The organism is Shigella flexneri 2a str. 301 (assembly GCF_000006925.2).
Classification (GTDB): domain Bacteria; phylum Pseudomonadota; class Gammaproteobacteria; order Enterobacterales; family Enterobacteriaceae; genus ECMA0423.
Genome location: NC_004337.2, coordinates 3,411,734 through 3,436,671 on the forward strand (window position 1 = coordinate 3,411,734; position 24,938 = coordinate 3,436,671).

The 24,938-nt window shown below is 50.3% G+C and carries 40 protein-coding genes and 2 other annotated features; of the genes, 8 read left to right on the forward strand and 32 right to left on the reverse strand.

Translation table 11 applies throughout. The annotated features are described in order from the left end of the window. The first annotated feature begins 75 nt into the window (after positions 1–75). A complete protein-coding gene (gene yrdA / locus SF3311) occupies positions 76–846 on the forward strand; it encodes a transferase (protein NP_709067.2) in 771 nt (256 codons plus the stop codon). Here yrdA and yrdB read toward each other — a convergent pair. From yrdB to smf, 6 genes are read right to left on the reverse strand one after another with little or no spacing between them, the layout of a single operon-like run. After that, positions 822–1,079, reverse strand: coding sequence for a hypothetical protein (gene yrdB, locus SF3312; RefSeq protein NP_709068.1), 258 nt, complete (start codon positions 1,077–1,079; stop codon positions 822–824). The genes yrdA and yrdB overlap by 25 nt on opposite strands. Continuing rightward, positions 1,076–1,894, reverse strand: coding sequence for a shikimate 5-dehydrogenase (gene aroE / locus SF3313; protein ID NP_709069.2), 819 nt, complete (start codon positions 1,892–1,894; stop codon positions 1,076–1,078). Before aroE ends, yrdB begins: the two co-directional genes overlap by 4 nt. Positions 1,895–1,898: 4 nt before the next feature. After that, positions 1,899–2,471 carry a tRNA(ANN) t(6)A37 threonylcarbamoyladenosine modification protein gene (gene yrdC, locus SF3314; RefSeq protein ID NP_709070.2) on the reverse strand — a complete coding sequence of 191 codons (573 nt, stop codon included), beginning with the start codon at positions 2,469–2,471 and terminating at the stop codon, positions 1,899–1,901. 4 nt (positions 2,472–2,475) lie between these two features. Continuing rightward, positions 2,476–2,994, reverse strand: coding sequence for a DNA topoisomerase (gene yrdD, locus SF3315; protein ID NP_709071.2), 519 nt, complete (start codon positions 2,992–2,994; stop codon positions 2,476–2,478). A gap of 52 nt (positions 2,995–3,046) precedes the next feature. After that, complete coding sequence (smg, locus tag SF3316; RefSeq protein ID NP_709072.2) at positions 3,047–3,505, reverse strand: hypothetical protein; 459 nt, start codon at positions 3,503–3,505, stop codon at positions 3,047–3,049. Continuing rightward, a complete protein-coding gene (gene smf, locus SF3317; RefSeq protein ID NP_709073.2) occupies positions 3,492–4,616 on the reverse strand; it encodes a hypothetical protein in 1,125 nt (374 codons plus the stop codon). The genes smg and smf overlap by 14 nt, the downstream gene beginning before the upstream one ends. 164 nt (positions 4,617–4,780) lie before the next feature. On the opposite strand from smf, the gene def reads away from it, so the two are divergent. From def to SF3324, 7 genes are all read left to right on the forward strand, one after another. Further along, positions 4,781–5,290: a peptide deformylase gene (gene def, locus SF3318; protein NP_709074.1), complete on the forward strand. Its 510-nt coding sequence runs from the start codon at positions 4,781–4,783 to the stop codon at positions 5,288–5,290. 14 nt (positions 5,291–5,304) lie between these two features. Continuing rightward, on the forward strand, positions 5,305–6,252 hold the full coding sequence (gene fmt / locus SF3319) for a methionyl-tRNA formyltransferase (protein ID NP_709075.1): 948 nt from the start codon (positions 5,305–5,307) through the stop codon (positions 6,250–6,252). A 45-nt stretch (positions 6,253–6,297) separates the two neighbouring features. Then, positions 6,298–7,587 carry a 16S rRNA m5C967 methyltransferase gene (gene sun / locus SF3320; RefSeq protein ID NP_709076.2) on the forward strand — a complete coding sequence of 430 codons (1,290 nt, stop codon included), beginning with the start codon at positions 6,298–6,300 and terminating at the stop codon, positions 7,585–7,587. Positions 7,588–7,608: 21 nt separating this feature from the next. After that, positions 7,609–8,985 (forward strand): potassium transporter membrane protein, encoded by a 1,377-nt coding sequence (gene trkA / locus SF3321; protein NP_709077.1) that lies wholly within the window; start codon positions 7,609–7,611, stop codon positions 8,983–8,985. Positions 8,986–9,083: 98 nt separating this feature from the next. Continuing rightward, positions 9,084–11,837 (reverse strand) — a mobile genetic element. Continuing rightward, the gene (locus SF3322; RefSeq protein ID NP_709078.1) at positions 9,166–9,840 is read left to right on the forward strand and encodes an insertion sequence element ISSfl4 transposase; all 675 of its coding nucleotides are present in this window, start codon (positions 9,166–9,168) and stop codon (positions 9,838–9,840) included. (Overlaps the previous feature by 675 nt.) Further along, positions 9,837–10,184, forward strand: coding sequence for an insertion sequence element ISSfl4 ORF2 (locus tag SF3323; RefSeq protein ID NP_709079.1), 348 nt, complete (start codon positions 9,837–9,839; stop codon positions 10,182–10,184). The genes SF3322 and SF3323 overlap by 4 nt, the downstream gene beginning before the upstream one ends. Next, a complete protein-coding gene (locus SF3324) occupies positions 10,204–11,805 on the forward strand; it encodes an insertion sequence element ISSfl4 transposase (protein ID NP_709080.1) in 1,602 nt (533 codons plus the stop codon). Next, positions 11,837–12,178 (forward strand) — a mobile genetic element (partial). Positions 12,179–12,265: 87 nt before the next feature. On the opposite strand, the gene rplQ is transcribed toward SF3324, so the two are convergent. The 26 genes from rplQ to rplD form a co-directional block, all read right to left on the reverse strand. Next, positions 12,266–12,649, reverse strand: a complete 384-nt coding sequence (rplQ, locus tag SF3326; protein NP_709082.1) for a 50S ribosomal protein L17 — start codon at positions 12,647–12,649, stop codon at positions 12,266–12,268. Between the two features lie 40 nt (positions 12,650–12,689). Then, positions 12,690–13,679 (reverse strand): DNA-directed RNA polymerase subunit alpha, encoded by a 990-nt coding sequence (gene rpoA, locus SF3327; protein ID NP_709083.1) that lies wholly within the window; start codon positions 13,677–13,679, stop codon positions 12,690–12,692. A 25-nt stretch (positions 13,680–13,704) separates the two neighbouring features. Further along, a complete protein-coding gene (gene rpsD / locus SF3328) occupies positions 13,705–14,313 on the reverse strand; it encodes a 30S ribosomal protein S4 (RefSeq protein NP_709084.2) in 609 nt (202 codons plus the stop codon). Between the two features lie 45 nt (positions 14,314–14,358). Then, positions 14,359–14,748, reverse strand: a complete 390-nt coding sequence (rpsK, locus tag SF3329; protein ID NP_709085.1) for a 30S ribosomal protein S11 — start codon at positions 14,746–14,748, stop codon at positions 14,359–14,361. Positions 14,749–14,764: 16 nt separating this feature from the next. Further along, positions 14,765–15,121, reverse strand: a complete 357-nt coding sequence (gene rpsM / locus SF3330; protein ID NP_709086.1) for a 30S ribosomal protein S13 — start codon at positions 15,119–15,121, stop codon at positions 14,765–14,767. A gap of 146 nt (positions 15,122–15,267) precedes the next feature. Beyond that, positions 15,268–15,384, reverse strand: a complete 117-nt coding sequence (gene rpmJ, locus SF3331; protein ID NP_709087.1) for a 50S ribosomal protein L36 — start codon at positions 15,382–15,384, stop codon at positions 15,268–15,270. Between the two features lie 31 nt (positions 15,385–15,415). After that, entirely contained in the window at positions 15,416–16,747 is a 1,332-nt protein-coding gene (secY, locus tag SF3332) for a preprotein translocase subunit SecY (RefSeq protein ID NP_709088.1), read from the reverse strand. Positions 16,748–16,754: 7 nt separating this feature from the next. After that, positions 16,755–17,189 carry a 50S ribosomal protein L15 gene (gene rplO / locus SF3333; protein NP_709089.1) on the reverse strand — a complete coding sequence of 145 codons (435 nt, stop codon included), beginning with the start codon at positions 17,187–17,189 and terminating at the stop codon, positions 16,755–16,757. A 3-nt stretch (positions 17,190–17,192) separates the two neighbouring features. Then, positions 17,193–17,372, reverse strand: a complete 180-nt coding sequence (gene rpmD / locus SF3334; protein ID NP_709090.1) for a 50S ribosomal protein L30 — start codon at positions 17,370–17,372, stop codon at positions 17,193–17,195. 3 nt (positions 17,373–17,375) lie between these two features. Then, positions 17,376–17,879, reverse strand: coding sequence for a 30S ribosomal protein S5 (gene rpsE / locus SF3335; RefSeq protein NP_709091.1), 504 nt, complete (start codon positions 17,877–17,879; stop codon positions 17,376–17,378). Between the two features lie 14 nt (positions 17,880–17,893). Further along, the gene (gene rplR / locus SF3336) at positions 17,894–18,247 is read right to left on the reverse strand and encodes a 50S ribosomal protein L18 (protein ID NP_709092.1); all 354 of its coding nucleotides are present in this window, start codon (positions 18,245–18,247) and stop codon (positions 17,894–17,896) included. Positions 18,248–18,256: 9 nt separating this feature from the next. Beyond that, on the reverse strand, positions 18,257–18,790 hold the full coding sequence (rplF, locus tag SF3337) for a 50S ribosomal protein L6 (protein ID NP_709093.1): 534 nt from the start codon (positions 18,788–18,790) through the stop codon (positions 18,257–18,259). A 12-nt stretch (positions 18,791–18,802) separates the two neighbouring features. Further along, on the reverse strand, positions 18,803–19,195 hold the full coding sequence (rpsH, locus tag SF3338; RefSeq protein ID NP_709094.1) for a 30S ribosomal protein S8: 393 nt from the start codon (positions 19,193–19,195) through the stop codon (positions 18,803–18,805). A 33-nt stretch (positions 19,196–19,228) separates the two neighbouring features. Further along, positions 19,229–19,534: a 30S ribosomal protein S14 gene (gene rpsN, locus SF3339; RefSeq protein ID NP_709095.1), complete on the reverse strand. Its 306-nt coding sequence runs from the start codon at positions 19,532–19,534 to the stop codon at positions 19,229–19,231. 14 nt (positions 19,535–19,548) lie between these two features. Then, positions 19,549–20,088 (reverse strand): 50S ribosomal protein L5, encoded by a 540-nt coding sequence (gene rplE, locus SF3340; protein NP_709096.1) that lies wholly within the window; start codon positions 20,086–20,088, stop codon positions 19,549–19,551. 14 nt (positions 20,089–20,102) lie between these two features. Then, positions 20,103–20,417, reverse strand: a complete 315-nt coding sequence (gene rplX, locus SF3341; protein ID NP_709097.1) for a 50S ribosomal protein L24 — start codon at positions 20,415–20,417, stop codon at positions 20,103–20,105. 10 nt (positions 20,418–20,427) lie between these two features. Next, entirely contained in the window at positions 20,428–20,799 is a 372-nt protein-coding gene (rplN, locus tag SF3342; protein ID NP_709098.1) for a 50S ribosomal protein L14, read from the reverse strand. A 164-nt stretch (positions 20,800–20,963) separates the two neighbouring features. Beyond that, positions 20,964–21,218 carry a 30S ribosomal protein S17 gene (rpsQ, locus tag SF3343; RefSeq protein ID NP_709099.1) on the reverse strand — a complete coding sequence of 85 codons (255 nt, stop codon included), beginning with the start codon at positions 21,216–21,218 and terminating at the stop codon, positions 20,964–20,966. Further along, positions 21,218–21,409 carry a 50S ribosomal protein L29 gene (rpmC, locus tag SF3344; RefSeq protein NP_709100.1) on the reverse strand — a complete coding sequence of 64 codons (192 nt, stop codon included), beginning with the start codon at positions 21,407–21,409 and terminating at the stop codon, positions 21,218–21,220. The genes rpsQ and rpmC overlap by 1 nt, the downstream gene beginning before the upstream one ends. Then, positions 21,409–21,819 (reverse strand): 50S ribosomal protein L16, encoded by a 411-nt coding sequence (rplP, locus tag SF3345; protein ID NP_709101.1) that lies wholly within the window; start codon positions 21,817–21,819, stop codon positions 21,409–21,411. The genes rpmC and rplP overlap by 1 nt, the downstream gene beginning before the upstream one ends. A gap of 12 nt (positions 21,820–21,831) precedes the next feature. Then, entirely contained in the window at positions 21,832–22,533 is a 702-nt protein-coding gene (gene rpsC / locus SF3346; protein NP_709102.2) for a 30S ribosomal protein S3, read from the reverse strand. Between the two features lie 17 nt (positions 22,534–22,550). After that, on the reverse strand, positions 22,551–22,883 hold the full coding sequence (gene rplV, locus SF3347; protein ID NP_709103.1) for a 50S ribosomal protein L22: 333 nt from the start codon (positions 22,881–22,883) through the stop codon (positions 22,551–22,553). A 14-nt stretch (positions 22,884–22,897) separates the two neighbouring features. After that, entirely contained in the window at positions 22,898–23,176 is a 279-nt protein-coding gene (rpsS, locus tag SF3348; RefSeq protein ID NP_709104.1) for a 30S ribosomal protein S19, read from the reverse strand. 16 nt (positions 23,177–23,192) lie between these two features. Beyond that, positions 23,193–24,014, reverse strand: coding sequence for a 50S ribosomal protein L2 (rplB, locus tag SF3349; protein ID NP_709105.1), 822 nt, complete (start codon positions 24,012–24,014; stop codon positions 23,193–23,195). Positions 24,015–24,031: 17 nt separating this feature from the next. Continuing rightward, positions 24,032–24,334, reverse strand: a complete 303-nt coding sequence (rplW, locus tag SF3350) for a 50S ribosomal protein L23 (protein ID NP_709106.1) — start codon at positions 24,332–24,334, stop codon at positions 24,032–24,034. Then, the gene (rplD, locus tag SF3351; RefSeq protein ID NP_709107.1) at positions 24,331–24,936 is read right to left on the reverse strand and encodes a 50S ribosomal protein L4; all 606 of its coding nucleotides are present in this window, start codon (positions 24,934–24,936) and stop codon (positions 24,331–24,333) included. Before rplD ends, rplW begins: the two co-directional genes overlap by 4 nt. Between the last annotated feature and the right edge of the window lie 2 nt (positions 24,937–24,938).

The window sequence follows — 24,938 nt, forward strand, 5'->3', positions numbered from 1 at the left end:
GCGTATATTACGCTTTCCTCTTTCAGAGTCAACCCTGAATTTCAGGATTTTTCTCTTCGTTGTTCCGACCATCCTGTGAAGTGTTTCACGTTGTCGTCTCAACGGAGGCGCATTATAGGGATCCCAATATTTTGCACAAGTATTTTTTTGATCTTCTTTTCTGTTTGTTGTTTTTTCACCCTTTTTGCTGCAATCGCACACAAAACGGTGCTTTTTTGCATACTAAAAGACTTGCACAAGGCCAATAATGCCCCCAAAGTCATTAGTAAATCATTTATTGCTGAGGTAAGTATGTCTGATGTTTTACGCCCATACCGCGATCTTTTTCCACAAATCGGTCAGCGCGTAATGATCGACGATAGCAGTGTCGTGATTGGTGACGTTCGTCTGGCTGATGATGTGGGGATCTGGCCGCTCGTTGTGATTCGTGGAGATGTACATTATGTACAGATCGGAGCACGCACCAATATCCAGGATGGCAGTATGTTGCATGTCACTCATAAATCCTCGTACAACCCAGATGGCAACCCATTAACCATTGGCGAAGATGTCACTGTTGGTCACAAGGTGATGCTCCACGGCTGCACCATTGGCAATCGAGTTTTGGTTGGGATGGGCTCAATTTTACTTGATGGCGCAATAGTAGAAGATGATGTGATGATTGGTGCGGGTAGTCTGGTCCCACAAAATAAACGGCTGGAGAGCGGATATCTGTATCTCGGTAGCCCCGTCAAACAGATCCGCCCGTTAAGTGATGAAGAGAAGGCTGGGTTACGCTATTCCGCGAATAATTACGTGAAATGGAAGGACGAATATCTGGATCAGGGTAACCAGACCCAGCCTTGATCATCTTCACTTTGTTCCTGAATTAAGTTGTCCGCTTCTTCTTCCAGGTCCCAGCGATGCTGACGAAAACTCGCTAACCACTGTTCTGGCGTATCTCCAGTAAAGCGATACGCCAGACTCTCGCCAGAGATCGCGCATGTCAGTTGCATACCATTCACGAGAGCGGGAAAACATACACATTTTTTATTCTCGTCCCACTCTTCCCTGTCCGGAAACTGGATGGCCTGATTCACGCGGACAATTCCTCCTGCAATTGCTTTATAACTGGTTCTACGTCAGGCAGAACACCGTGCCAGAGAAGAAAGGCATGAGCCGCCTGTGCCACCAGCATTCCTAAACCATCAGCATTACGCTTTGAGCCTCGCTGCTCACACCATGCCAGAAAAGGAGTTTTTCCTTTCTGATAGAACATGTCATAGCAATAAATGCCTGGATGAATGAGCGATGACGGGATCGCCGGAATATCACCACTGATGCCACTGGATGTTGCATTAATAATGAGATCAAACTCATGACCTTCCAGTTCGTCCATACCCAACGCCTGAATACTGCCAGTGTGCGCAAACAATTTAGCCAACTCTTCCGCGCGGGATACCGTCCGATTAGTGATTGTCACCGCACAGTCCAGGGAAAGAAGTGGCAGTAGTACGCCGCGAGATGCTCCACCAGCGCCGATAAGCAGAATACGTAAACCAGGGCGGATAAAAGACAGACGTTCCAGATCGCTTAACAAGCCTACACCATCGGTATTGTCACCCAGCAGGCGTCCATCTTCTAACCGCTTGAGGGTATTAACTGCACCAGCCAACGCTGCCCGTTCAGTAAGCTCATCCGCTCTGGCAAAAGCCTCTTCTTTAAAAGGCACCGTCACATTCGCACCTTTACCACCAGCACGAAAGAAAGCGTTCAGTGTGTTGATGAAATCATTGATGGGTGCCAACACGCGCCCATAGGGATGTTCAATATTCAGTTGCTGAGCAAATTGCTGATGAATGAATGGCGATTTGCTGTGGGCTATCGGATTACCAAAAACAGCATAGGTTTCCATTATGTTACCCCTGTCGAAACAGTTCACCCGTCAGGGCATCGCGGATTTCTGAAGGATTTAAACGCCCCCGCGTTTCACCAGGCACAACCGGGAACGCCGCGCCAAATTGTGCGCGAACTTCGTCTACTGTTCGACAAGGTGGCAATCCACTCAAGTTGGCACTGGTAGAAACCAGCGGTTTACCATAAGCCTGGCACAAAGCAACCACCAACGGATGGTCGGTGACTCGTACAGCAAGCGAATCAAAGCGGCCCGTCAACCAGCGCGGTGTTGTCGCAGGCGCGGGAAAGACAAAGGTGACAGGACCTGGCCAGCAGGAAAAAATGGTTTCACGCTGCACGTCAGTCAACATGGTGTCATCAATATAGGGTTTAAGCTGCTCGTAATTTGCCGCGATTAAAATCAGCCCCTTATCAACCGGACGCTGTTTTAACTCCAACAGTCTCATCACTGCTGTTTCGCTATCAGGATCGCACCCGACACCGAAAACGGCTTCCGTTGGATAGGCGATGACACGTTTTTCATTGAGGACATCTATCGCAGCTGCGATAGCGTCTCCTTGCAGGTTATTATTCACGTTATTATTCCGCCGAAACCGGCTTTCCACATTGTTTACTGGCACAAAAGTGTTTTACACCCTGCGCGGTTTTCTTTTCGATGAGTAGCGGATAATGACACTCAGGGCATTCTCCAGCTATTGGTTTGAAGTTAATGGCAAATTGACACTCCGGGTAGCGATCACAGGAGTGAAATGTTTTGCCATAACGGGAGCGGCGCTGGACCAGATGGCCCGTCCGACATTGGGGGCATGTAATTGCTGTTTCGTCCGGTTTATCGATAAGTTCGGTATGTTCGCATTCAGGGTAGTTACTGCAACCAATAAACATACCAAAGCGTCCCTGGCGTAATACCAGATTTGCGCCACATACGGGGCAAACCTGCCCCTCCAGAACTTTGACAATATGTCCATCCGCTGAAGATTTCAGAGGACGGACGTAGTCACACGCCGGATACTGTGAGCATCCAAGAAACGGACCGTGTTTCCCGGATCGAATAACCAGTTCAGCCCCGCACTTTGGGCAGGACTCATTATTACGCACCGTGAACAGTGCTGATTTTGCCATAACAACTTATGCTGAATTAAAGAAATGATTAATGCAGCATACCTTCATTCACTTCAAAGAGTAATTCTTCCATTTGCTGGTACGCATTTTCGCAGCCCGGGATGTTGAACAACACCATCAGGATCACCCATTTCAGATCATCCAGTTCGAACTCTGCGTTATCCAGCGCGAGCACTCGCTCTATCACCATTTCACGAGTTTCAAGGTTGAGCACCTGAATCTGCTCAAGGAAAAGCAGAAACCCACGGCAGCTGGCATCCAGTCGTTCACACTCTTCCGGTGTATAAATACGCATGGAGAGAGGATCCGAGGCCAGTTGCATCGGTTCTGCCAACCCTTCCTGATAATCAGCAAGTTTTTCCAGCCATAGCAGGGCATTGTAGATATCTTCTCGCTCAAAACCTGCGTCGGTAAGATCCTGTTCAAGTTTGTCTTGATCCACACGCAACTCAGCTTCAGTGTGAATATAGGTTTCAAACAAATACATTAGTACGTCGAACATGGCATGCCCTCCTCAATCGGACATAGCCGCCGGGTACAGCTGCGATCCATCCTGCTAACTCCAGTTCGAGTAGTTGAGTAACTACCTCTGGCACAGGTTGGCCGGCACGTTCAGCGACGACGTCAACAGGTGTTACCTCATCTCCTACGTTAGCCAGGAGCTCAGGAAATGGCAATGCCACGTCTTGCTGATCTGGTGAATAAAATGAATTTTCAGGGGCGTCTGGCAACCAGTGCAATCCAAATTGCAAGTTTTCCAGAATTTCTTCCGGTTCCGTCACAAGAATCGCACCTTGTTTTATTAACCAGTGAGGCCCTTCGCTTCCCGGATTCCCTATTGGACCTGGCAAGGCAAAAACTTCACGCCCCTGCTCAAGCGCACAACGTGCTGTCACCAGCGAACCACTGCGCAAAGCCGCTTCCACCACCAGTACACCTTTACTTAGACCACTGATAATGCGATTTCTTCGTGGGAAATTGTAAGCAAGGGGTGGAACATCGAGGGGAAATTCCGAGACGAGAGCGCCACCCTGTTCAAACAGACTGGCAGCCAGTCGGGCATGGCGACGCGGATGAATGGTATTAAGTCCATTCCCCAATACAGCAATGCTGACGCCATTTACCTGTAAGGCCGCTTTATGCACCACACCATCGATTCCACGCGCCAGTCCACTCGTAATTGTCACTCCACACGTCGCCAGAGTTTCGCAAAATAATCGCCCCCATCGCTCGCCATACCATGAATGCGCCCGACTCCCCACTACGGCAAGCTGAAATGAATGCAGCGCGTGCAGTTCTCCTTCAACAAACAGTGCGCCGGGGTAATCTGTCGTCGCCTGAAGTTGAGGAGGATAAAATTCGCTGTCCGCAGGGATTAAATGATGGTTGGGTTGCTCCAACCAACAAAGTGAGCTTTCGATACTCTTTCGTGGAAATGAAAGAAAGCGTTGTGCCTGCCGCAATGTAAGCCCTGTTTGCTGCAATACAACCGCATCAATATGCGACTGTTTTGCCAGCCAGTGAGCGATACGGACCATATCATCGCCGTACAAGCTGCTGATGCTCATTAAACGCAGCCAAATTTCTATATCGACCATCCTTATCTCCCTGCCATAAGCAAGCCTTAGCAATCTTTGCGATTGGTCAGTGATGCTGTCAATCAAGTGATGCTGTCAATCAAGTGATGCTGTCAATCAGAGGGGGATTTGTCTAGAATAGAAGAAATAATCTTTCTAACTCCTGAACACATCTCTGGAGATTTATGTCAGTTTTGCAAGTGTTACATATTCCGGACGAGCGGCTTCGCAAAGTTGCTAAACCGGTAGAAGAAGTGAATGCAGAAATTCAGCGTATCGTCGATGATATGTTCGAGACGATGTACGCAGAAGAAGGTATTGGCCTGGCGGCAACCCAGGTTGATATCCATCAACGTATCATTGTTATTGATGTTTCGGAAAACCGTGACGAACGGCTGGTGTTAATCAATCCGGAGCTTTTAGAAAAAAGCGGCGAAACAGGCATTGAAGAAGGTTGCCTGTCGATCCCTGAACAACGTGCTTTAGTGCCGCGCGCAGAGAAAGTTAAAATTCGCGCCCTTGACCGCGACGGTAAACCATTTGAACTGGAAGCAGAGGGTCTGTTAGCTATCTGTATTCAGCATGAGATGGATCACCTGGTTGGCAAACTGTTTATGGATTATCTGTCACCGCTGAAACAACAACGAATTCGTCAGAAAGTTGAAAAACTGGATCGTCTGAAAGCCCGGGCTTAAGGATAAGAACTAACGTGTCAGAATCACTACGTATTATTTTTGCGGGTACACCTGACTTTGCAGCGCGTCATCTCGACGCGCTGTTGTCTTCTGGTCATAACGTCGTTGGCGTGTTCACCCAGCCAGACCGACCGGCAGGACGCGGTAAAAAACTGATGCCCAGCCCGATTAAAGTTCTGGCTGAGGAAGAAGGTCTGCCCGTTTTTCAACCTGTTTCCCTGCGTCCACAAGAAAACCAGCAACTGGTCGCCGATTTGCAGGCTGATGTTATGGTCGTCGTCGCCTATGGTTTAATTCTGCCTAAAGCTGTGCTGGAGATGCCGCGTCTTGGCTGTATCAACATTCATGGTTCACTGCTGCCACGCTGGCGCGGTGCTGCACCAATCCAACGCTCACTATGGGCGGGTGATGCAGAAACTGGTGTAACCATTATGCAAATGGATGTTGGTTTAGACACCGGTGACATGCTCTATAAGCTCTCCTGCCCGATTACTGCAGAAGATACCAGTGGTACGCTGTACGACAAGCTGGCAGAGCTTGGCCCACAAGGGCTTATCACCACGTTGAAACAATTGGCAGACGGCACGGCGAAACCAGAAGTTCAGGACGAAACTCTTGTCACTTACGCCGAGAAGTTGAGTAAAGAAGAAGCGCGTATTGACTGGTCACTTTCGGCAGCACAGCTTGAACGCTGCATTCGCGCTTTCAACCCATGGCCAATGAGCTGGCTGGAAATTGAAGGACAGCCGGTTAAAGTCTGGAAAGCGTCGGTCATTGATACGGCAACCAACGCTGCACCAGGAACGATCCTTGAAGCCAACAAACAAGGCATTCAGGTTGCGACTGGTGATGGCATCCTGAACCTGCTCTCGTTACAACCTGCGGGTAAGAAAGCGATGAGCGCGCAAGACCTCCTGAACTCTCGTCGGGAATGGTTTGTTCCGGGCAACCGTCTGGTCTGATAGTCCACTCTTCTAAGCCCGGTCTTGCCGAGCATTTTTATACTTATGAAAAAACAACGTAATTTACGTAGCATGGCGGCCCAGGCCGTTGAACAAGTCGTCGAGCAAGGGCAATCATTAAGCAACATTCTGCCACCGCTCCAGCAAAAAGTTTCCGATAAAGACAAAGCACTTCTTCAAGAGTTGTGCTTTGGCGTACTGCGTACGCTTTCGCAGTTAGACTGGCTGATTAATAAGTTAATGGCCCGTCCGATGACCGGCAAACAGCGCACTGTGCATTACCTGATTATGGTTGGTTTGTATCAACTGCTTTATACCCGCATTCCACCTCATGCTGCGCTGGCTGAAACGGTTGAAGGCGCTATCGCAATTAAGCGTCCGCAACTTAAAGGGTTGATTAACGGTGTATTACGCCAGTTCCAGCGTCGGCAAGAAGAGTTATTAGCCGAGTTTAATACCCGTGATGCACGTTATCTGCATCCTTCCTGGTTGCTGAAGCGTCTGCAAAAAGCGTATCCAGAGCAGTGGCAATCCATCGCCGAAGCCAATAACCAGCGTCCGCCAATGTGGCTGCGTATTAATCGTACGCATCATTCCCGCGACAGCTGGCTTGCATTGCTGGATGAAGCAGGAATGAAAGGTTTCCCGCATGCGGATTACCCTGATGCTGTACGGCTGGAAACACCTGCACCTGTTCATGCGCTACCTGGTTTTGAAGACGGATGGGTTACCGTTCAGGATGCATCAGCACAAGGTTGCATGACCTGGCTTGCGCCACAAAACGGTGAACACATCTTGGATCTTTGTGCCGCCCCCGGCGGTAAAACAACGCATATCCTTGAGGTGGCACCAGAAGCGCAGGTTGTTGCGGTTGATATTGACGAACAGCGCCTCTCTCGCATTTACGACAATTTAAAACGCCTTGGTATGAAGGCAACCGTGAAACAAGGTGATGGCCGTTACCCTTCCCAATGGTGTGGCGAGCAACAGTTTGATCGCATTTTATTAGATGCGCCTTGTTCAGCAACGGGGGTGATTCGTCGCCATCCAGATATTAAATGGTTACGTCGCGATCGCGATATCCCGGAACTCGCGCAATTGCAGTCTGAAATTCTCGACGCCATTTGGCCGCATTTAAAATCCGGTGGAACCCTGGTCTATGCCACCTGTTCGGTGTTACCGGAAGAGAATAGCCTGCAGATTAAAGCCTTTTTGCAACGTACCGCTGATGCCGAACTTTGCGAAACAGGAACACCAGAGCAACCGGGTAAACAAAATCAGCCTGGTGCCGAAGAGGGCGACGGCTTCTTTTACGCTAAGCTAATCAAAAAGTGATGAGATAACGGGTCGCGACTGATGAAAATTATCATTCTGGGTGCCGGCCAGGTTGGCGGCACACTGGCGGAAAACCTGGTTGGCGAGAACAACGATATTACTGTTGTCGATACCAACGGTGAGCGTCTGCGGACCTTGCAGGATAAATTTGACCTGCGAGTCGTGCAGGGGCATGGCTCTCATCCACGCGTATTGCGGGAGGCAGGTGCCGACGACGCCGATATGCTGGTTGCTGTAACCAGTTCAGATGAAACCAATATGGTTGCCTGCCAGGTAGCCTACTCACTTTTCAACACCCCTAATCGCATCGCTCGCATCCGCTCACCAGACTACGTACGCGATGCCGATAAGCTATTTCATTCAGATGCTGTACCGATTGATCATCTGATCGCACCAGAGCAGTTGGTTATCGATAATATTTACCGACTGATTGAGTATCCAGGCGCATTGCAGGTGGTGAACTTCGCTGAGGGTAAAGTCAGCCTCGCTGTAGTTAAAGCCTATTATGGCGGCCCGCTGATTGGTAATGCACTTTCGACCATGCGCGAACATATGCCACATATCGATACTCGTGTGGCAGCAATTTTCCGCCACGATCGCCCCATTCGTCCACAAGGTTCGACCATTGTTGAAGCTGGTGATGAAGTGTTCTTTATTGCCGCTTCACAGCATATCCGCGCGGTGATGAGTGAATTACAGCGACTGGAAAAACCGTATAAACGGATCATGCTGGTTGGTGGCGGTAATATCGGTGCAGGGCTGGCGCGTCGTCTGGAAAAAGATTACAGCGTTAAACTCATCGAACGTAATCAGCAGCGCGCTGCCGAACTGGCGGAAAAGTTGCAGAATACGATCGTCTTTTTTGGTGATGCGTCGGATCAAGAACTGCTGGCCGAAGAACATATCGATCAAGTTGATCTGTTTATTGCCGTCACCAACGATGACGAGGCCAATATCATGTCCGCCATGCTTGCCAAACGTATGGGTGCGAAAAAGGTGATGGTATTGATCCAGCGTCGCGCTTATGTGGATCTGGTTCAGGGGAGCGTGATCGATATTGCAATTTCACCACAACAAGCAACTATTTCTGCGTTGCTTAGCCATGTGCGAAAAGCAGATATTGTTGGTGTTTCCTCATTGCGCCGCGGCGTAGCAGAAGCTATTGAAGCCGTTGCTCACGGTGATGAAAGCACCTCACGCGTTGTCGGCAGAGTCATTGACGAAATCAAGCTACCGCCAGGAACGATTATTGGAGCGGTGGTACGTGGAAACGACGTGATGATTGCCAATGACAATCTGCGCATTGAGCAAGGCGATCACGTAATTATGTTCCTCACAGATAAAAAGTTTATTACCGACGTCGAAAGACTCTTCCAGCCAAGCCCTTTCTTCTTGTAATTAATAAGGCGTCTAATGACGCCTTATTATTTCCCTTTGATTATCAAGGATTAATTAAATTCATTCCTGGCAGGAAAATGGCTTAACATTTGTTAGACGTAAGCGCCCCATCAGCGACGTCTTGTGAAAATTGTCCTGTCTGGCAACAATCGCGCCCATCTATATTGATGGACACGAACGATGAATTCCCAGACAACAAAAGATATTCCCTGCTTCCGTTCTTATTTGCCTGATGCCCTGCGTTTAAGATTTGAAGATAAACTGACCATCCGGGCCATCGCTCAGCGTCTGGGTCTCAGTCATTCCACAATACATACGCTTTTTCAGCGATTTCTTGCATCCGGTATCGCATGGCCATTGCCCGATTCAGTTTCATTCGCTCAACTTGACGCCATCCTTTATGCCAACAGAAAGAAGGAATTAACAGAGCCTCAAATCAGAGAAGGCTCATGGCGAAAAGAACGGCGAACCAGCTATAGCCGTGAATTTAAGGTCCGTCTGGCTAAGCAGGCATTACAGCCTGGGGCTGTTGTTGCCCGGATCGCCAGAGAACACGATATCAATAATAACCTGCTGTTTAAATGGAAAAGCCAGTACGAGGACGGCTTACTGAGCGATGATGACATACAGGAATGCATGCCTGTCCCGGTGGCACTGACTGATACGCCGGAGCCGACCAGACCAGTTACAAATCCCTTCTGGCGTAACAAGCATGATGAGCGCCCTGAGGGGGCTCCCGGAAACGTCCCACGGTGCGAGCTGCATCTTAAATCAGGTGTGGTAAAACTGTTTGACCCTCTCACTCCGGAACTGTTACGGGCGCTAATCCGCGAAATGAAAGGGGGTATCCGATGATAACGCTGCCGACCGGTACCAAAATCTGGATCATCGCTGGCATCACAGATATGCGTTGTGGCTTCAATGGCCTGGCTTCGAAGGTGCAGAACACGCTGAAAGATGACCCGTTCTCCGGGCATATCTTCGTCTTCCGGGGCCGCAGTGGCAAAATGGTGAAAATACTGTGGGCCGATCGTGACGGGTTATGCCTGTTCGCCAAACGCCTGGAACGGGGCCGCTTCGTCTGGCCGGTGACCCGGGAAGGGAAAGTGCACCTGACGCCGGCTCAGTTATCCATGCTACTGGAGGGGATCGCGTGGCCACATCCCAAACGGACAGAACGGCCTGGTATCCGGATATAACCCGTGATAAAACAAGGGAATGAACAATGAACTCCCCGATGATATTGAGCTGCTTAAAGCCATGTTGCGTAAGCAACAGAGTCGGCTTCGACAGTATGCCTGTCAGGTCGCGGGCTATGAGCAGGAAATTGAACGGCTGAAAGCGCAACTCGACAGGTTGCGTCGTATGTTGTTCGGCCAGAGTTCAGAGAAAAAGCGTCATAAGCTTGAAAATCAGATCCGACAGGCAGAAAAACGACTGTCGGAACTGGAAAACCGGCTGAACACAGCCAGAAATCTTCTGGAAGATGCATCGTCAGTCACAGATTCACCTGACACCAGTCCCCCGTCAGAAAACCCGATCGCCAGTAAGCCTGAATTCCCGGGACGAAAATCTTCACGAAAACCGCTGCCGGCAGAACTTCCCCGGGAGACACATCGCCTTCTGCCTGCTGAAACCAGTTGCCCGGCCTGTGGAGGTGTTCTGAAAGAAATGGGGGAAACAATCTCAGAGCAACTGGATATCATTAATACCGCCTTTAAAGTTATCGAAACCATACGTCCCAAACTGGCCTGTAGCCGGTGTGATGTCATCGTTCAGGCACCACTTCCCCCTAAACCGATCGAACGCGGTTATGCCAGTGCAGGGTTACTTGCACGGATCCTGGTCAGCAAATATATGGAACATATCCCTTTATATCGCCAGTCAGAAATATACGCGCGACAGGGCGTGGAGCTGAGCCGTAATACCATGGTGCGCTGGGTATCAGAAATGGCAGACAAACTCCGTCCTCTGTATATAGCGCTGAATGACTATGTTCTGGAGGCAGGAAAGGTGCACGCAGATGACACTCCGGTGAAAGTACTGGCCCCGGGGAACGGAAAGACGAAAACGGGTCGTCTGTGGGTATACGTCAGGGATGATCGTAATGCGGGTTCATCCCTGCCGGCAGCCGTCTGGTTCGCGTATTCGGCAGATCGCAAAGGAGAACATCCGCAGCTCCACCTGGCAAAGTATCAGGGCGTACTGCAGGCTGATGCCTATGCAGGTTATAACGTACTGTACGAAACGGGCCGGGTGAAGGAAGCCGGGTGCCTGGCCCACGCCCGCCGAAAAACCCATGACGAGGATGTGCGCCGTCCGACAGAAATGACTCAGGAAGCGCTCAGACGGATAGCAGAGTTATACGACATAGAAGCGGAGATACGTGGCAGTCCGGCAGAGGAACGGCTTGCAGTCAGAAAAGCCAGAAGCGTCCAGTTGATGCAGTCGTTGTACGACTGGATACAGTTGCAGAGGAAAACGCTGTCGAAACATGCGGAGATGGCGAAGGCGTTCGACTATATCCTGAATCACTGGAATGCGCTGAACGAGTTCTGTCGTGACGGCCGGGTGGAAATAGACAACAACATCGGTGAAAACGCGTTACGATCGGTGGCGGTTGGAAGAAAAAATTATCTCTTTTTCGGCTCAGACAAGGGAGGAGAAAGTGCGGCGATCATCTACAGTCTGCTGGTCACCTGCAAACAGAACGAAGTGGAGCCGGAGGACTGGTTGCGCGAAGTGATCGAGAAGCTCAATGACTGGCCGTCGAACCAAGTGCATGAACTGCTGCCCTGGAACTTCTCGTCTGTAAAATAATCCTTACGCTACGTACTTCTCGGGGCGCTTACTGATTTGAGGCTCTGTTAATTCCTTCTTTCTGTTGGCATAAAGGATGGCGTCAAGTTGAGCGAATGAAACTGAATCGGGCAATGGCCATGCGATACCGGATGCAAGAAATCGCTGAAAAAGCGTATGTATTGTGGAATGACTGAGACCCAGACGCTGAGCGATGGCCCGGATGGTCAGTTTATCTTCAAATCTTAAACGCAGGGCATCAGGCAAATAAGAACGGAAGCAGGGAATATCTTTTGTTGTCTGGGAATTCATCGTTCGTGTCCATCAATATAGATGGGCGCGATTGTTGCCAGACAGGACAATTTTCACAAGACGTCGCTGATGGGGCGCTTACCAAAAAGAGTACAGCTATTGTAGATAAGTGGGGATACTACGGGTATAAAAAAACCCGCCGGGGCGGGTTTTTTTACATTGCTTCAGATTACTCTGCAGCAGCTTCTGCTTTCTCTGAACGATCAACCAGCTCGATGTAAGCCATCGGCGCGTTGTCGCCTGCACGGAAGCCACACTTCAGAATACGAGTGTAACCACCGGCACGGCTCGCGAAACGCGGGCCCAGTTCGTTAAACAGTTTTGCCACGATCTCGTTATCACGAGTACGGGCGAATGCCAGACGACGATTAGCAACGCTATCAGTCTTGGCAAGAGTAATCAGCGGCTCAACTACGCGGCGCAGCTCTTTCGCTTTAGGCAGAGTCGTCTTGATGATTTCATGACGAACCAGTGAACCTGCCATATTGCGGAACATAGCCTGGCGATGGCTGCTGTTGCGGTTCAGTTGACGACCACTCTTACGATGGCGCATGACCTTATCCTTCTCAGTAAAACCTTAACCTGTGATCCGGTTACTCGTCAGCGATGCTTGCCGGTGGCCAGTTTTCCAAGCGCATGCCCAGAGACAGTCCACGGGAAGCCAGCACGTCTTTAATCTCAGTAAGAGATTTTTTACCAAGGTTAGGCGTTTTAAGGAGCTCAACCTCGGTACGCTGTACCAGATCACCGATATAGTGGATAGCTTCTGCTTTAAGGCAGTTAGCAGAGCGGACAGTCAATTCCAGATCGTCAACAGGGCGCAGCAGGATCGGATCGAACTCTGGTTTCTCTTCTTTCACTTCAGGCTGACGTACATCACGTAAGTCAACGAAAGCTTCCAGTTGTTCAGCCAGAATGGTTGCCGCACGACGAATCGCCTCTTCAGGATCGATTGTGCCGTTGGTTTCCATTTCGATGACCAGCTTGTCCAGGTCGGTACGCTGTTCTACACGCGCTGCTTCAACATTGTAGGCAATACGCTCCACAGGGCTGTAGCATGCGTCGACCAGCAGACGGCCGATTGGGCGCTCATCTTCTTCCGAATGAATTCGGGTAGAAGCCGGCACATAACCACGACCGCGCTGAACTTTGATACGCATGCTAATAGACGCGTTCTCATCGGTCAGGTGGCAGATCACGTGCTGCGGCTTGACGATTTCAACATCACCGTCGTGGGTGATATCGGCTGCAGTCACAGGGCCAATGCCAGATTTATTCAAGGTAAGAATAACTTCATCTTTGCCCTGAACTCTCACCGCCAGCCCTTTCAGGTTGAGCAGGATTTCCAGGATATCTTCCTGAACGCCTTCTTTGGTGCTGTACTCATGTAGTACACCATCAATCTCAACCTCGGTCACCGCGCAACCCGGCATCGATGAGAGCAGAATACGGCGCAGTGCGTTACCCAGAGTATGGCCAAAGCCACGCTCTAAGGGCTCAAGGGTCACCTTGGCGTGCGTCGAACTCACTTGCTCGATATCAACCAGGCGCGGTTTTAGAAACTCTGTCACAGAACCCTGCATTGTGTCCTCTCTTTGGTACTAAGCTTTACTTGGAGTAAAGCTCGACGATCAGGTGTTCGTTAATGTCCGCAGACAGATCAGAACGCTCCGGCTTACGCTTAAACGTACCTTCCATCTTGCCAGCATCAACTTCCAGCCAAGTTGGCTTTTCACGCTGCTCAGCCAGCTCCAGAGCGGCTTTCACGCGAGACTGCTTCTTCGCTTTCTCACGAATGCTTACAACGTCATTCGGACTAACCTGATAAGAAGCGATGTTAACAACACGACCGGGTACCATAATTGCTTTATGGCTAACCAGCTGACGTGCTTCTGCACGAGTGGCACCGAAGCCCATACGGTATACAACGTTGTCCAGACGACCTTCCAGCAGAGCCAACAGGTTTTCACCGGTGTTGCCTTTCAGACGTGCTGCTTCTTTGTAGTAGTTACGGAACTGACGCTCCAGCACACCATAGATACGGCGAACTTTTTGCTTTTCACGCAACTGCACACCATAGTCAGACAGACGCGGTTTACGCGCACCGTGCTGGCCAGGAGCTTGTTCAATTTTACACTTGGTATCGATCGCGCGAACGCCAGACTTAAGGAATAAGTCGGTGCCCTCACGACGGCTCAGCTTGAGCTTAGGACCCAAATATCTTGCCATTTTCTTTCTCCAACAAACCTGGAAAACGAGGCGTTATACGCGACGTTTTTTCGGCGGACGACAACCGTTATGAGGGATCGGAGTCACATCAGTAATGTTAGTGATGCGGAAACCTGCGGCGTTCAGAGCACGAATAGTAGATTCGCGGCCTGGACCCGGACCTTTAACCATAACTTCCAGATTCTTGATGCCGTATTCTTTCACGGCGTCAGCGCAACGCTCTGCTGCAACCTGAGCTGCAAACGGAGTGGATTTGCGAGAACCACGGAAACCGGAACCACCGGCTGTTGCCCAACCCAACGCGTTACCCTGACGATCAGTGATAGTCACGATGGTGTTGTTGAAAGAAGCATGGATATGAGCCACGCCGTCAGAGACTTGTTTTCTTACACGTTTACGTGCACGAATTGGTGCCTTTGCCATTATTCAATCACCCCGATTATTTCTTGATCGGTTTGCGCGGACCCTTACGGGTACGTGCGTTGGTCTTGGTACGCTGACCGCGAACCGGGAGACCACGACGATGACGCAAACCGCGATAGCAACCAAGATCCATCAGGCGCTTGATGCTCATGCTGATTTCACGGCGCAGATCACCTTCAACGACAAATTTGGCAACTTCGTCACGCAGCGTGTCGATTTGTCCTTCAGACAGCTCACTGATCTTAACATCTTCAGCGATACCCGCTGCAGCCAGGATGGCTTTAGAACGGGTCTTGCCGACGCCATAAATCGAAGTTAATGCGATTACGGCATGCTTATGATCAGGAATGTTAATGCCTGCTATACGGGCCACTATGCACTCCTACTATTTAATATGTACGTTCCATGCTGAAAAGCCCGTTTTCAGGATACTCAAATGGAAACGTACAGACATACAAAAGATTGGCTGGCTAATCTAGCCAGCTCAACCCAACTTTGCAAGAAAAATATGCGAAAAAATCAGCCTTGGCGCTGTTTATGCTTCGGCTCGGCACTGCAAATCACACGGATGACACCATCACGCTTAACGATTTTGCAGTTACGGCATAATTTCTTGACGGAAGCACGAACTTTCATTTTTACTCTCCGTAACTTCTCGGGCGACCAATTATCGGCCGTAGCCTTTCAGGTTCGCCTTCTTCAATGCAGACTCATACTGACTGGACATCATCAGAGTTTGCACTTGAGCCATAAAGTCCATAATCACGACAACAACGATAAGCAGTGAGGTCCCACCGAAGTAGAACGGTACTTTCATTGCATCACGCATGAACTCCGGGATCAGGCAGATAAAGGTAATATACAGCGCACCAACCAAGGTCAGGCGGGTCATTACTTTATCGATATACTTCGCCGTTTGCTCTCCCGGACGAATTCCTGGTACAAATGCACCGGACTTCTTCAGGTTATCTGCTGTTTCACGCGGGTTGAAAACCAACGCCGTGTAGAAGAAACAGAAGAAGATGATTGCAGACGCATAGAGTAACACATAAAGCGGTTGCCCAGGCTGCAAATACAGCGAAATTGTTGTCAGCCAGTTCCAACCAGTACCGCCCCCGAACCATGACGCGATGGTCGCCGGGAACAGAATAATACTGGAAGCGAAGATTGCCGGGATTACCCCCGCCATATTCACTTTCAGCGGTAAATGTGTGCTCTGTGCAGCATAGACACGACGACCTTGCTGACGTTTCGCGTAGTTTACCACAATGCGGCGTTGACCACGCTCAACAAACACAACAAAGAACGTCACTGCAAATACTAATACTGCAACCAACAGCAACACGAGGAAGTGCAGGTCGCCTTGACGCGCTTGCTCGATAGTATGGGCAATGGCTGGCGGGAGTCCCGCGACAATACCGGCGAAGATAATGATTGAAATACCGTTGCCGATACCTCGTTCAGTGATCTGTTCGCCCAACCACATCAGGAACATCGTTCCTGTGACCAGACTTACAACAGCGGTGAAGTAGAATGCAAAGCCCGGGTTAATCACCAGGCCTTGCATACCAGGCATATTCGGCAGACCGGTAGCAATACCGATCGACTGGAATATTGCCAGCACCAGAGTACCGTAACGGGTGTACTGGCTGATCTTACGACGACCAGACTCCCCTTCTTTCTTAATTTCTGCCAACGTTGGGTGAACCACCGTCAGCAGCTGGATAATGATCGACGCCGAAATATACGGCATGATCCCCAGAGCAAAGATAGAAGCACGGCTGAGAGCACCACCAGAGAACATGTTAAACATCTCAATGATGGTGCCTCGCTGTTGCTCAAGCAGTTTGGCAAGTACAGCGGCATCAATACCAGGGATCGGAATAAAAGAGCCAATACGGAACACAATCAGCGCACCGATAACAAACAGCAGTCTGCGTTTCAGCTCGCCTAAGCCACCTTTGGCACTTTGAAAATCTAATCCCGGTTGTTTAGCCATCTGCTACTTATTCCTCGATTTTACCGCCAGCAGCTTCGATAGCAGCACGAGCGCCTTTAGTAACACGCAGGCCACGAACAGTTACCGGAGTCGTTACTTCGCCAGCCAGGATCACTTTCGCGAACTCGATCTGGATACCGATAATGTTAGCCGCTTTCAGCGTGTTCAGGTCTACAACACCGCCTTCTACTTTAGCCAGGTCAGATAGACGAACTTCGGCTGTAATCGCTGCTTTACGAGAAGTGAAGCCGAATTTCGGCAGACGACGGTACAGAGGCATCTGACCACCCTCGAAACCGCGACGTACGCCACCGCCAGAACGAGACTTCTGACCTTTGTGACCACGACCACCGGTTTTACCGAGGCCAGAACCGATACCACGACCCAGGCGTTTACCCGCCTTTTTGGAGCCTTCGGCCGGAGACAGAGTATTTAAACGCATCTCTTACTCCTCAACTTTAACCATGAAGGAAACCGCGTTGATCATACCGCGAATAGCAGGAGTATCCTCGCGCTCTACGGTGTGACCAATACGACGCAGACCCAAGCCAAGCAGCGTTGCCTTGTGTTTCGGCAGACGACCGATTGCACTGCGGGTTTGAGTAATTTTAATAGTCTTTGCCATGGTTTATTTCCCCAGAATTTCTTCAACGGATTTACCACGCTTGGCAGCGACCATTTCTGGAGAATTCATATTTTCCAGGCCATCAATAGTTGCACGAACCACGTTGATCGGGTTGGTGGAACCATATGCTTTAGCCAGAACGTTATGAACCCCAGCGACTTCCAGAACGGCGCGCATTGCACCACCGGCGATGATACCGGTACCTTCGGAAGCCGGCTGCATGAATACGCGAGAACCCGTGTGAACACCTTTAACAGGGTGTTGTAGAGTGCCGTTATTCAGCGCGACGTTAATCATATTGCGACGGGCTTTTTCCATCGCTTTCTGGATCGCTGCTGGAACTTCACGCGCTTTACCGTAACCAAAACCAACGCGACCGTTACCATCGCCAACTACAGTCAGAGCTGTGAAGGAGAAAATACGACCACCTTTAACGGTTTTAGATACGCGGTTTACCGCGATCAGCTTTTCCTGCAGTTCGCCAGCTTGTTTTTCGATGTGAGCCATCTTACACCTCTACCTTAGAACTGAAGGCCAGCTTCACGGGCAGCATCTGCCAGTGCCTGGACACGACCATGATATTGGAACCCGGAACGGTCAAAGGATACATCTTTGATGCCTTTTTCCAGAGCGCGTTCAGCGACAGCTTTACCCACAGCTGCAGCCGCGTCTTTGTTACCGGTGTACTTCAGTTGTTCAGCGATAGCTTTTTCTACAGTAGAAGCAGCTACCAGAACTTCAGAACCGTTCGGTGCAATTACCTGTGCGTAAATGTGACGCGGGGTACGATGTACCACCAGGCGAGTTGCGCCCAGCTCCTGGAGCTTGCGGCGTGCGCGGGTCGCACGACGGATACGAGCAGATTTCTTATCCATAGTGTTACCTTACTTCTTCTTAGCCTCTTTGGTACGCACGACTTCGTCGGCGTAACGAACCCCCTTGCCTTTGTAAGGCTCAGGACGACGGTAGGCGCGCAGATCCGCTGCAACCTGGCCGATCACCTGCTTATCAGCGCCTTTCAGCACGATTTCAGTCTGAGTCGGACATTCAGCAGTGATACCCGCAGGCAGCTGATGGTCAACAGGATGAGAGAAACCCAGAGACAGGTTAATCACATTGCCTTTAACCGCTGCACGGTAACCTACACCAACCAGCTGCAGCTTCTTAGTGAAGCCTTCGGTAACACCGATAACCATTGAGTTCAGCAGGGCACGCGCGGTACCAGCCTGTGCCCAACCGTCTGCGTAACCATCACGCGGACCGAAGGTCAGGGTATTATCTGCATGTTTAACTTCAACAGCATCGTTGAGAGTACGAGTCAGCTCGCCGTTTTTACCTTTGATCGTAATAACCTGACCGTTGATTTTTACGTCAACGCCGGCAGGAACAACGACCGGTGCTTTAGCAACACGAGACATTTTTTCCTCCGATTAGGCTACGTAGCAGATAATTTCGCCACCAAGACCAGCCTGGCGCGCTGCACGATCAGTCATAACACCTTTAGAGGTAGAAACAACTGCGATACCCAGACCCGCCATAACTTTCGGCAGCTCATCTTTACGTTTATAGATGCGCAGACCTGGGCGGCTGACACGCTGAATGCTTTCTACAACAGCTTTGCCCTGGAAATACTTCAGAGTAAGTTCCAGTTCAGGCTTGGTGTCGCCTTCAACTTTAAAATCTTCAATAAAACCTTCTTCCTTCAGCACGTTGGCGATTGCCACTTTCAGCTTGGAGGAAGGCATGGTGACCGCAGCTTTGTTCGCGGCCTGACCGTTACGGATACGGGTCAGCATATCCGCGATCGGATCTTGCATGCTCATCTGTCTTTACTCCCGTGATTCAATTGGTGACAATTACCAGCTAGCCTTTTTCAGACCCGGGATTTCACCGCGCATAGCGGCTTCACGGACCTTAATACGGCTCAACCCGAACTTCCGCAGGAAACCATGCGGACGACCTGTTTGACGGCAGCGGTTACGCTGACGAGACGGGCTGGAATCACGCGGCAGAGTCTGCAGCTTGAGAACAGCGTTCCAACGATCTTCGTCGGAAGCGTTCACATCAGAGATGATCGCTTTCAGTTCAGCGCGTTTCGCGAAGTATTTATCAGCTAAAGCTACGCGTTTTACTTCGCGTGCTTTCATTGATTGCTTAGCCATTTAGTAACCCTACCTTACTTGCGGAACGGGAAGTCAAAGGCAGCCAGCAGAGCGCGGCCTTCTTCGTCAGATTTCGCAGTAGTGGTAATGGTAATATCCAAACCACGAACGCGGTCGACTTTATCGTAGTCGATTTCTGGGAAGATGATCTGCTCACGGACACCCATGCTGTAGTTACCACGACCGTCGAAAGACTTAGCGGACAGGCCACGGAAGTCACGGATACGAGGTACAGCAATAGTGATCAGGCGCTCAAAGAACTCCCACATGCGTTCGCCACGCAGAGTTACTTTACAGCCGATCGGATAGCCCTGACGGATTTTGAAGCATGCAACAAATTTGCGTGCTTTGGTGCTCAGCGGTTTTTGACGCGAGAATGCTGCCAGGTCTGCTGCTGCGTTATCCAGCAGTTTTTTGTCAGCGATCGCTTCACCAACACCCATGTTCAGGGTGATCTTCTCGACCCGAGGGACTTGCATGACAGAATTGTAGTTAAACTCAGTCATGAGTTTTTTAACTACTTCGTCTTTGTAGTAATCATGCAGTTTCGCCATCGTACTACTCCAAATTACTTGATAGTTTCGCTGTTAGACTTGAAGAAACGGACTTTTTTGCCGTCTTCGAATCTAAAGCCTACACGGTCAGCCTTGCCGGTTGCCGCATTGAAGATTGCTACGTTGGAAACCTGAATAGCGGCTTCTTTTTCAACGATGCCACCCGGTTGGTTCAGGGCCGGAACCGGCTTCTGATGTTTCTTAACCAGGTTGATACCTTCAATAATGACCTTGCCGGAAGACAGGACATTCTTAACTTTACCGCGTTTACCTTTATCTTTACCGGTTAACACGATAACTTCGTCATCACGACGGATTTTCGCTGCCATGATTCGCTCCTTAGAGTACTTCTGGTGCCAGAGAGATAATTTTCATGAACTTCTCACTACGAAGCTCACGAGTTACCGGCCCAAAAATACGCGTACCGATAGGCTGCTCGCTGTTGTTGTTCAGAAGAACACAAGCATTACCATCGAAGCGAATGACAGAACCGTCCGGGCGACGAACACCCTTCTTGGTGCGCACCACTACCGCCTTCAGCACATCACCTTTTTTGACCTTACCACGCGGAATTGCTTCTTTGATGGTGATCTTGATGATGTCGCCTACGCCTGCGTAGCGACGGTGCGAGCCACCCAGAACCTTGATACACATTACGCGACGTGCACCGGAGTTGTCGGCGACGTTCAGCATAGTCTGTTCTTGGATCATTTTAGTGCTCCGCTAATGTCAACTACTACTGAGACCCGAAAATCAGGTCGTTAAAAATCCCCATATCGAGGGCGCGGCATTATAACACCGCTTCAAGGATATGGGTAGAAAAAATAAACGGCTCATTTCTGAGCCGTTTATTCGTATCGAGAGAGTGTACTGTATTACAGAACCGCTTTCTCTACAACGCGAACCAGCGTCCAGGATTTAGTCTTGGACAGCGGACGGCATTCGCGGATTTCAACCACGTCACCGATACCGCATTCGTTGTTCTCGTCATGTACGTGCAGTTTGGTCGTACGCTTGATGAATTTTCCGTAGATCGGGTGTTTCACAAAACGTTCGATAGCAACAACAATGGATTTCTCCATTTTGTCGCTAACAACGCGACCTTGCAGAGTACGGATTTTATCGGTCATTACGCACCCGCCTTCTCGTTCAGTAAAGTCTTAACGCGTGCGACATCGCGACGCACTTGCTTCAACAGGTGAGACTGTTGCAGCTGGCCACTTGCAGCCTGCATACGCAGGTTGAACTGCTCACGCAGCAGGTTCAGCAGCTCGGTGTTCAGCTCTTCAATGCTCTTCTCACGCAGCTCTTTTGCTTTCATTACATCACCGTCTTAGTTACAAAGGTGGTTTTAATCGGCAGTTTCGCTGCTGCCAGCTTGAATGCTTCACGGGCCAGCTCTTCCGGAACACCGCCCATTTCATACAGGACTTTACCCGGCTGAATCAAGGCAACCCAATACTCCACGTTACCTTTACCTTTACCCATACGCACTGCCAGCGGCTTTTCAGTGATCGGTTTGTCCGGGAACACACGGATCCAGATCTTACCTTGACGCTTAACTGCACGGGTCATAGCACGACGTGCTGCTTCGATCTGACGGGCAGTCAGACGACCACGGCCAACAGCTTTCAGACCGAAGCTGCCGAAGCTAACATCCGTACCCTGCGCCAGACCGCGGTTACGGCCTTTGTGCATTTTACGGAATTTTGTACGCTTTGGTTGTAACATCAGCGACGCTCCTTATTTACGGCCTTTACGCTGCTGCTTTTTAGGCTGAGCAGCCGGTTTTTCCGGTTGTTCAACAGCAGCCATACCACCCAGGATCTCGCCTTTGAAGATCCACACTTTAACGCCGATTACACCGTAAGTGGTGTGCGCTTCAGAGGTGTTGTAGTCGATGTCAGCACGCAGAGTGTGCAGCGGTACGCGACCTTCGCGGTACCATTCGGTACGTGCGATTTCCGCGCCGCCCAGACGGCCGCTAACTTCAACTTTAATACCTTTAGCGCCCAGACGCATTGCGTTCTGTACAGCACGCTTCATAGCACGACGGAACATAACGCGACGTTCCAGCTGAGAAGTGATGCTGTCAGCAACCAGTTTTGCGTCCAGTTCAGGCTTACGAACTTCGGCGATGTTGATCTGTGCAGGAACGCCAGCGATGTCCGCTACGACCTTACGCAGTTTTTCTACGTCTTCACCTTTTTTACCGATAACGATACCCGGGCGAGCAGTGTGAATGGTTACACGGATGCTCTTAGCCGGACGCTCGATAACGATACGAGATACGGACGCTTTAGCCAGTTCCTTAGTCAGGTACTGACGTACTTTAAAATCGCTGTCCAGGTTGTCAGCGAATTCTTTGGTGTTCGCAAACCAAGTAGAGTTCCATGGTTTTACAATACCCAAGCGAATACCATTACGATGTACTTTCTGACCCATTGCTAGTCTCCAGAGTCTCAGCGATCGGACACAACCACAGTGATGTGGCTGGTGCGCTTCAGGATGCGATCTGCACGACCTTTTGCACGCGGCATAATGCGCTTCATGCTCGGGCCTTCGTCTACGAAAATTTTCGTAACTTTCAGATCGTCAATGTCAGCGCCATCGTTGTGTTCAGCGTTAGCAATGGCAGATTCCAGAACTTTCTTGACCTGTACAGCCGCTTTCTTGTTGGTGTAGGTCAAAATATCCAGAGCCTGCGACACTTTCTTACCGCGAATCAGGTCAGCAACAAGGCGAACCTTCTGAGCAGAAGAACGAGCATGGCGATGTTTAGCAATAGTTTCCATCTCTTCCTCCTACCTTATTTCTTCTTCGCTTTTTTATCAGCAGCGTGGCCGCGATAAGTACGAGTCGGTGCGAATTCACCCAGTTTGTGACCGACCATTTCGTCGGTTACAAATACCGGAACGTGCTGACGACCATTATGGACAGCGATGGTCAAACCGATCATGTTAGGAAAGATCGTTGAACGACGGGACCAAGTGCGCAGGGGCTTCTTGTCTCCGCTTTCCACCGCTTTCTCTACCTTCTTCAGCAAGTGCAGGTCAATAAAAGGACCTTTCTTGAGAGAACGTGGCATGGCTTATCCTCTAAAATTATTTGCTACGGCGACGTACGATGAATTTATCAGTACGCTTGTTGCTGCGGGTCTTCTTACCTTTGGTCTGAACGCCCCACGGAGTTACCGGGTGCTTACCAAAGTTACGACCTTCACCACCACCATGTGGGTGGTCTACCGGGTTCATCGCGGTACCGCGAACGGTCGGACGAACACCACGCCAGCGTGCAGCACCTGCTTTACCCAGAACGCGCAGCATATGCTCAGCATTGCCAACTTCGCCCAGAGTTGCACGGCAGTCTGCTTCTACTTTACGCATTTCACCAGAACGCAGACGCAGGGTGACATAAGCACCATCACGAGCAACGATCTGAACGTAAGTACCAGCGGAACGTGCCAGCTGACCGCCTTTACCTGGTTTCATTTCTACGTTATGAACAGTAGAACCAACCGGGATGTTGCGCATCGGCAGGGTGTTACCTGGTTTGATTGCAGCATCAACGCCAGACTGAATCTGGTCGCCAGCTTTCAGGCCTTTAGGGGCCAGGATGTAACGGCGTTCACCGTCTTTGTACAGAACCAGCGCGATGTTCGCGGAACGGTTCGGATCGTACTCAAGACGTTCAACAACTGCCGGGATACCGTCTTTGTTGCGTTTGAAGTCAACAATACGGTAAGCCTGCTTGTGGCCACCACCGATATGACGAGTGGTGATACGGCCATTGTTGTTACGACCACCGGATTTGCTGTTTTTTTCCAGCAACGGAGCAAAAGGTTTGCCCTTGTGCAGCTCAGGGTTAACCACTTTAACTACGTGGCGACGACCCGGAGATGTCGGTTTACATTTAACAACTGCCATTGTATTACTCCTCCGACTTACTCAGCGCCGCCAACGAAGTCCAGATTCTGGCCTTCTTTCAGGGTGACGTAAGCTTTTTTCCAGTCGCTACGACGACCGATACGCTGTCCGTGACGTTTAACTTTCCCTTTAACTACCAGGGTGTTAACGACTTCGACTTCGACTTCAAACAGTTTCTGCACAGCAGCTTTGATTTCTGCTTTGGTCGCGTCTTTAGCAACTTTGAGTACGATGGTGTTGGATTTTTCCATCGCAGTAGACGCTTTTTCAGAAACGTGCGGTGCACGCAGCACCTTCAGCAGACGTTCTTCACGAATCATGCCAGCATCTCCTCAACTTGCTTAACAGCATCAGCAGTCATTACGACTTTGTCGAAGGCGATCAGGCTAACCGGGTCGATACCAGTTGCATCGCGTACGTCAACCTTCTGCAGGTTGCGCGCAGCCAGGAACAGGTTTTCGTCCAGCTCACCGGTGATGATCAGCACATCTTCCAGAGCCATGTCTTTCAGTTTCTGTGCCAGCAGCTTAGTTTTCGGCGCTTCTACAGAGAACTTCTCGACAACGATCAGACGATCCTGACGTACCAGTTCGGACAGGATGCTTTTCAGCGCGCCGCGGTACATCTTCTTGTTAACTTTTTGACTGTGGTCCTGCGGACGAGCAGCAAAGGTCACGCCACCAGAACGCCAGATCGGGCTCTTGATAGAACCAGAACGCGCACGGCCGGTGCCTTTCTGGCGCCACGGTTTTTTACCGGAACCAGTTACTTCAGCACGAGTCTTCTGAGCACGAGTACCCTGACGAGCACCAGCTGCATAAGCAACAACAACCTGGTGAACCAGCGCTTCGTTGAAATCACGACCGAAGGTAGTTTCGGAAACAGTCAGCGCGCTCTGCGCGTCTTTCAATACTAATTCCATTG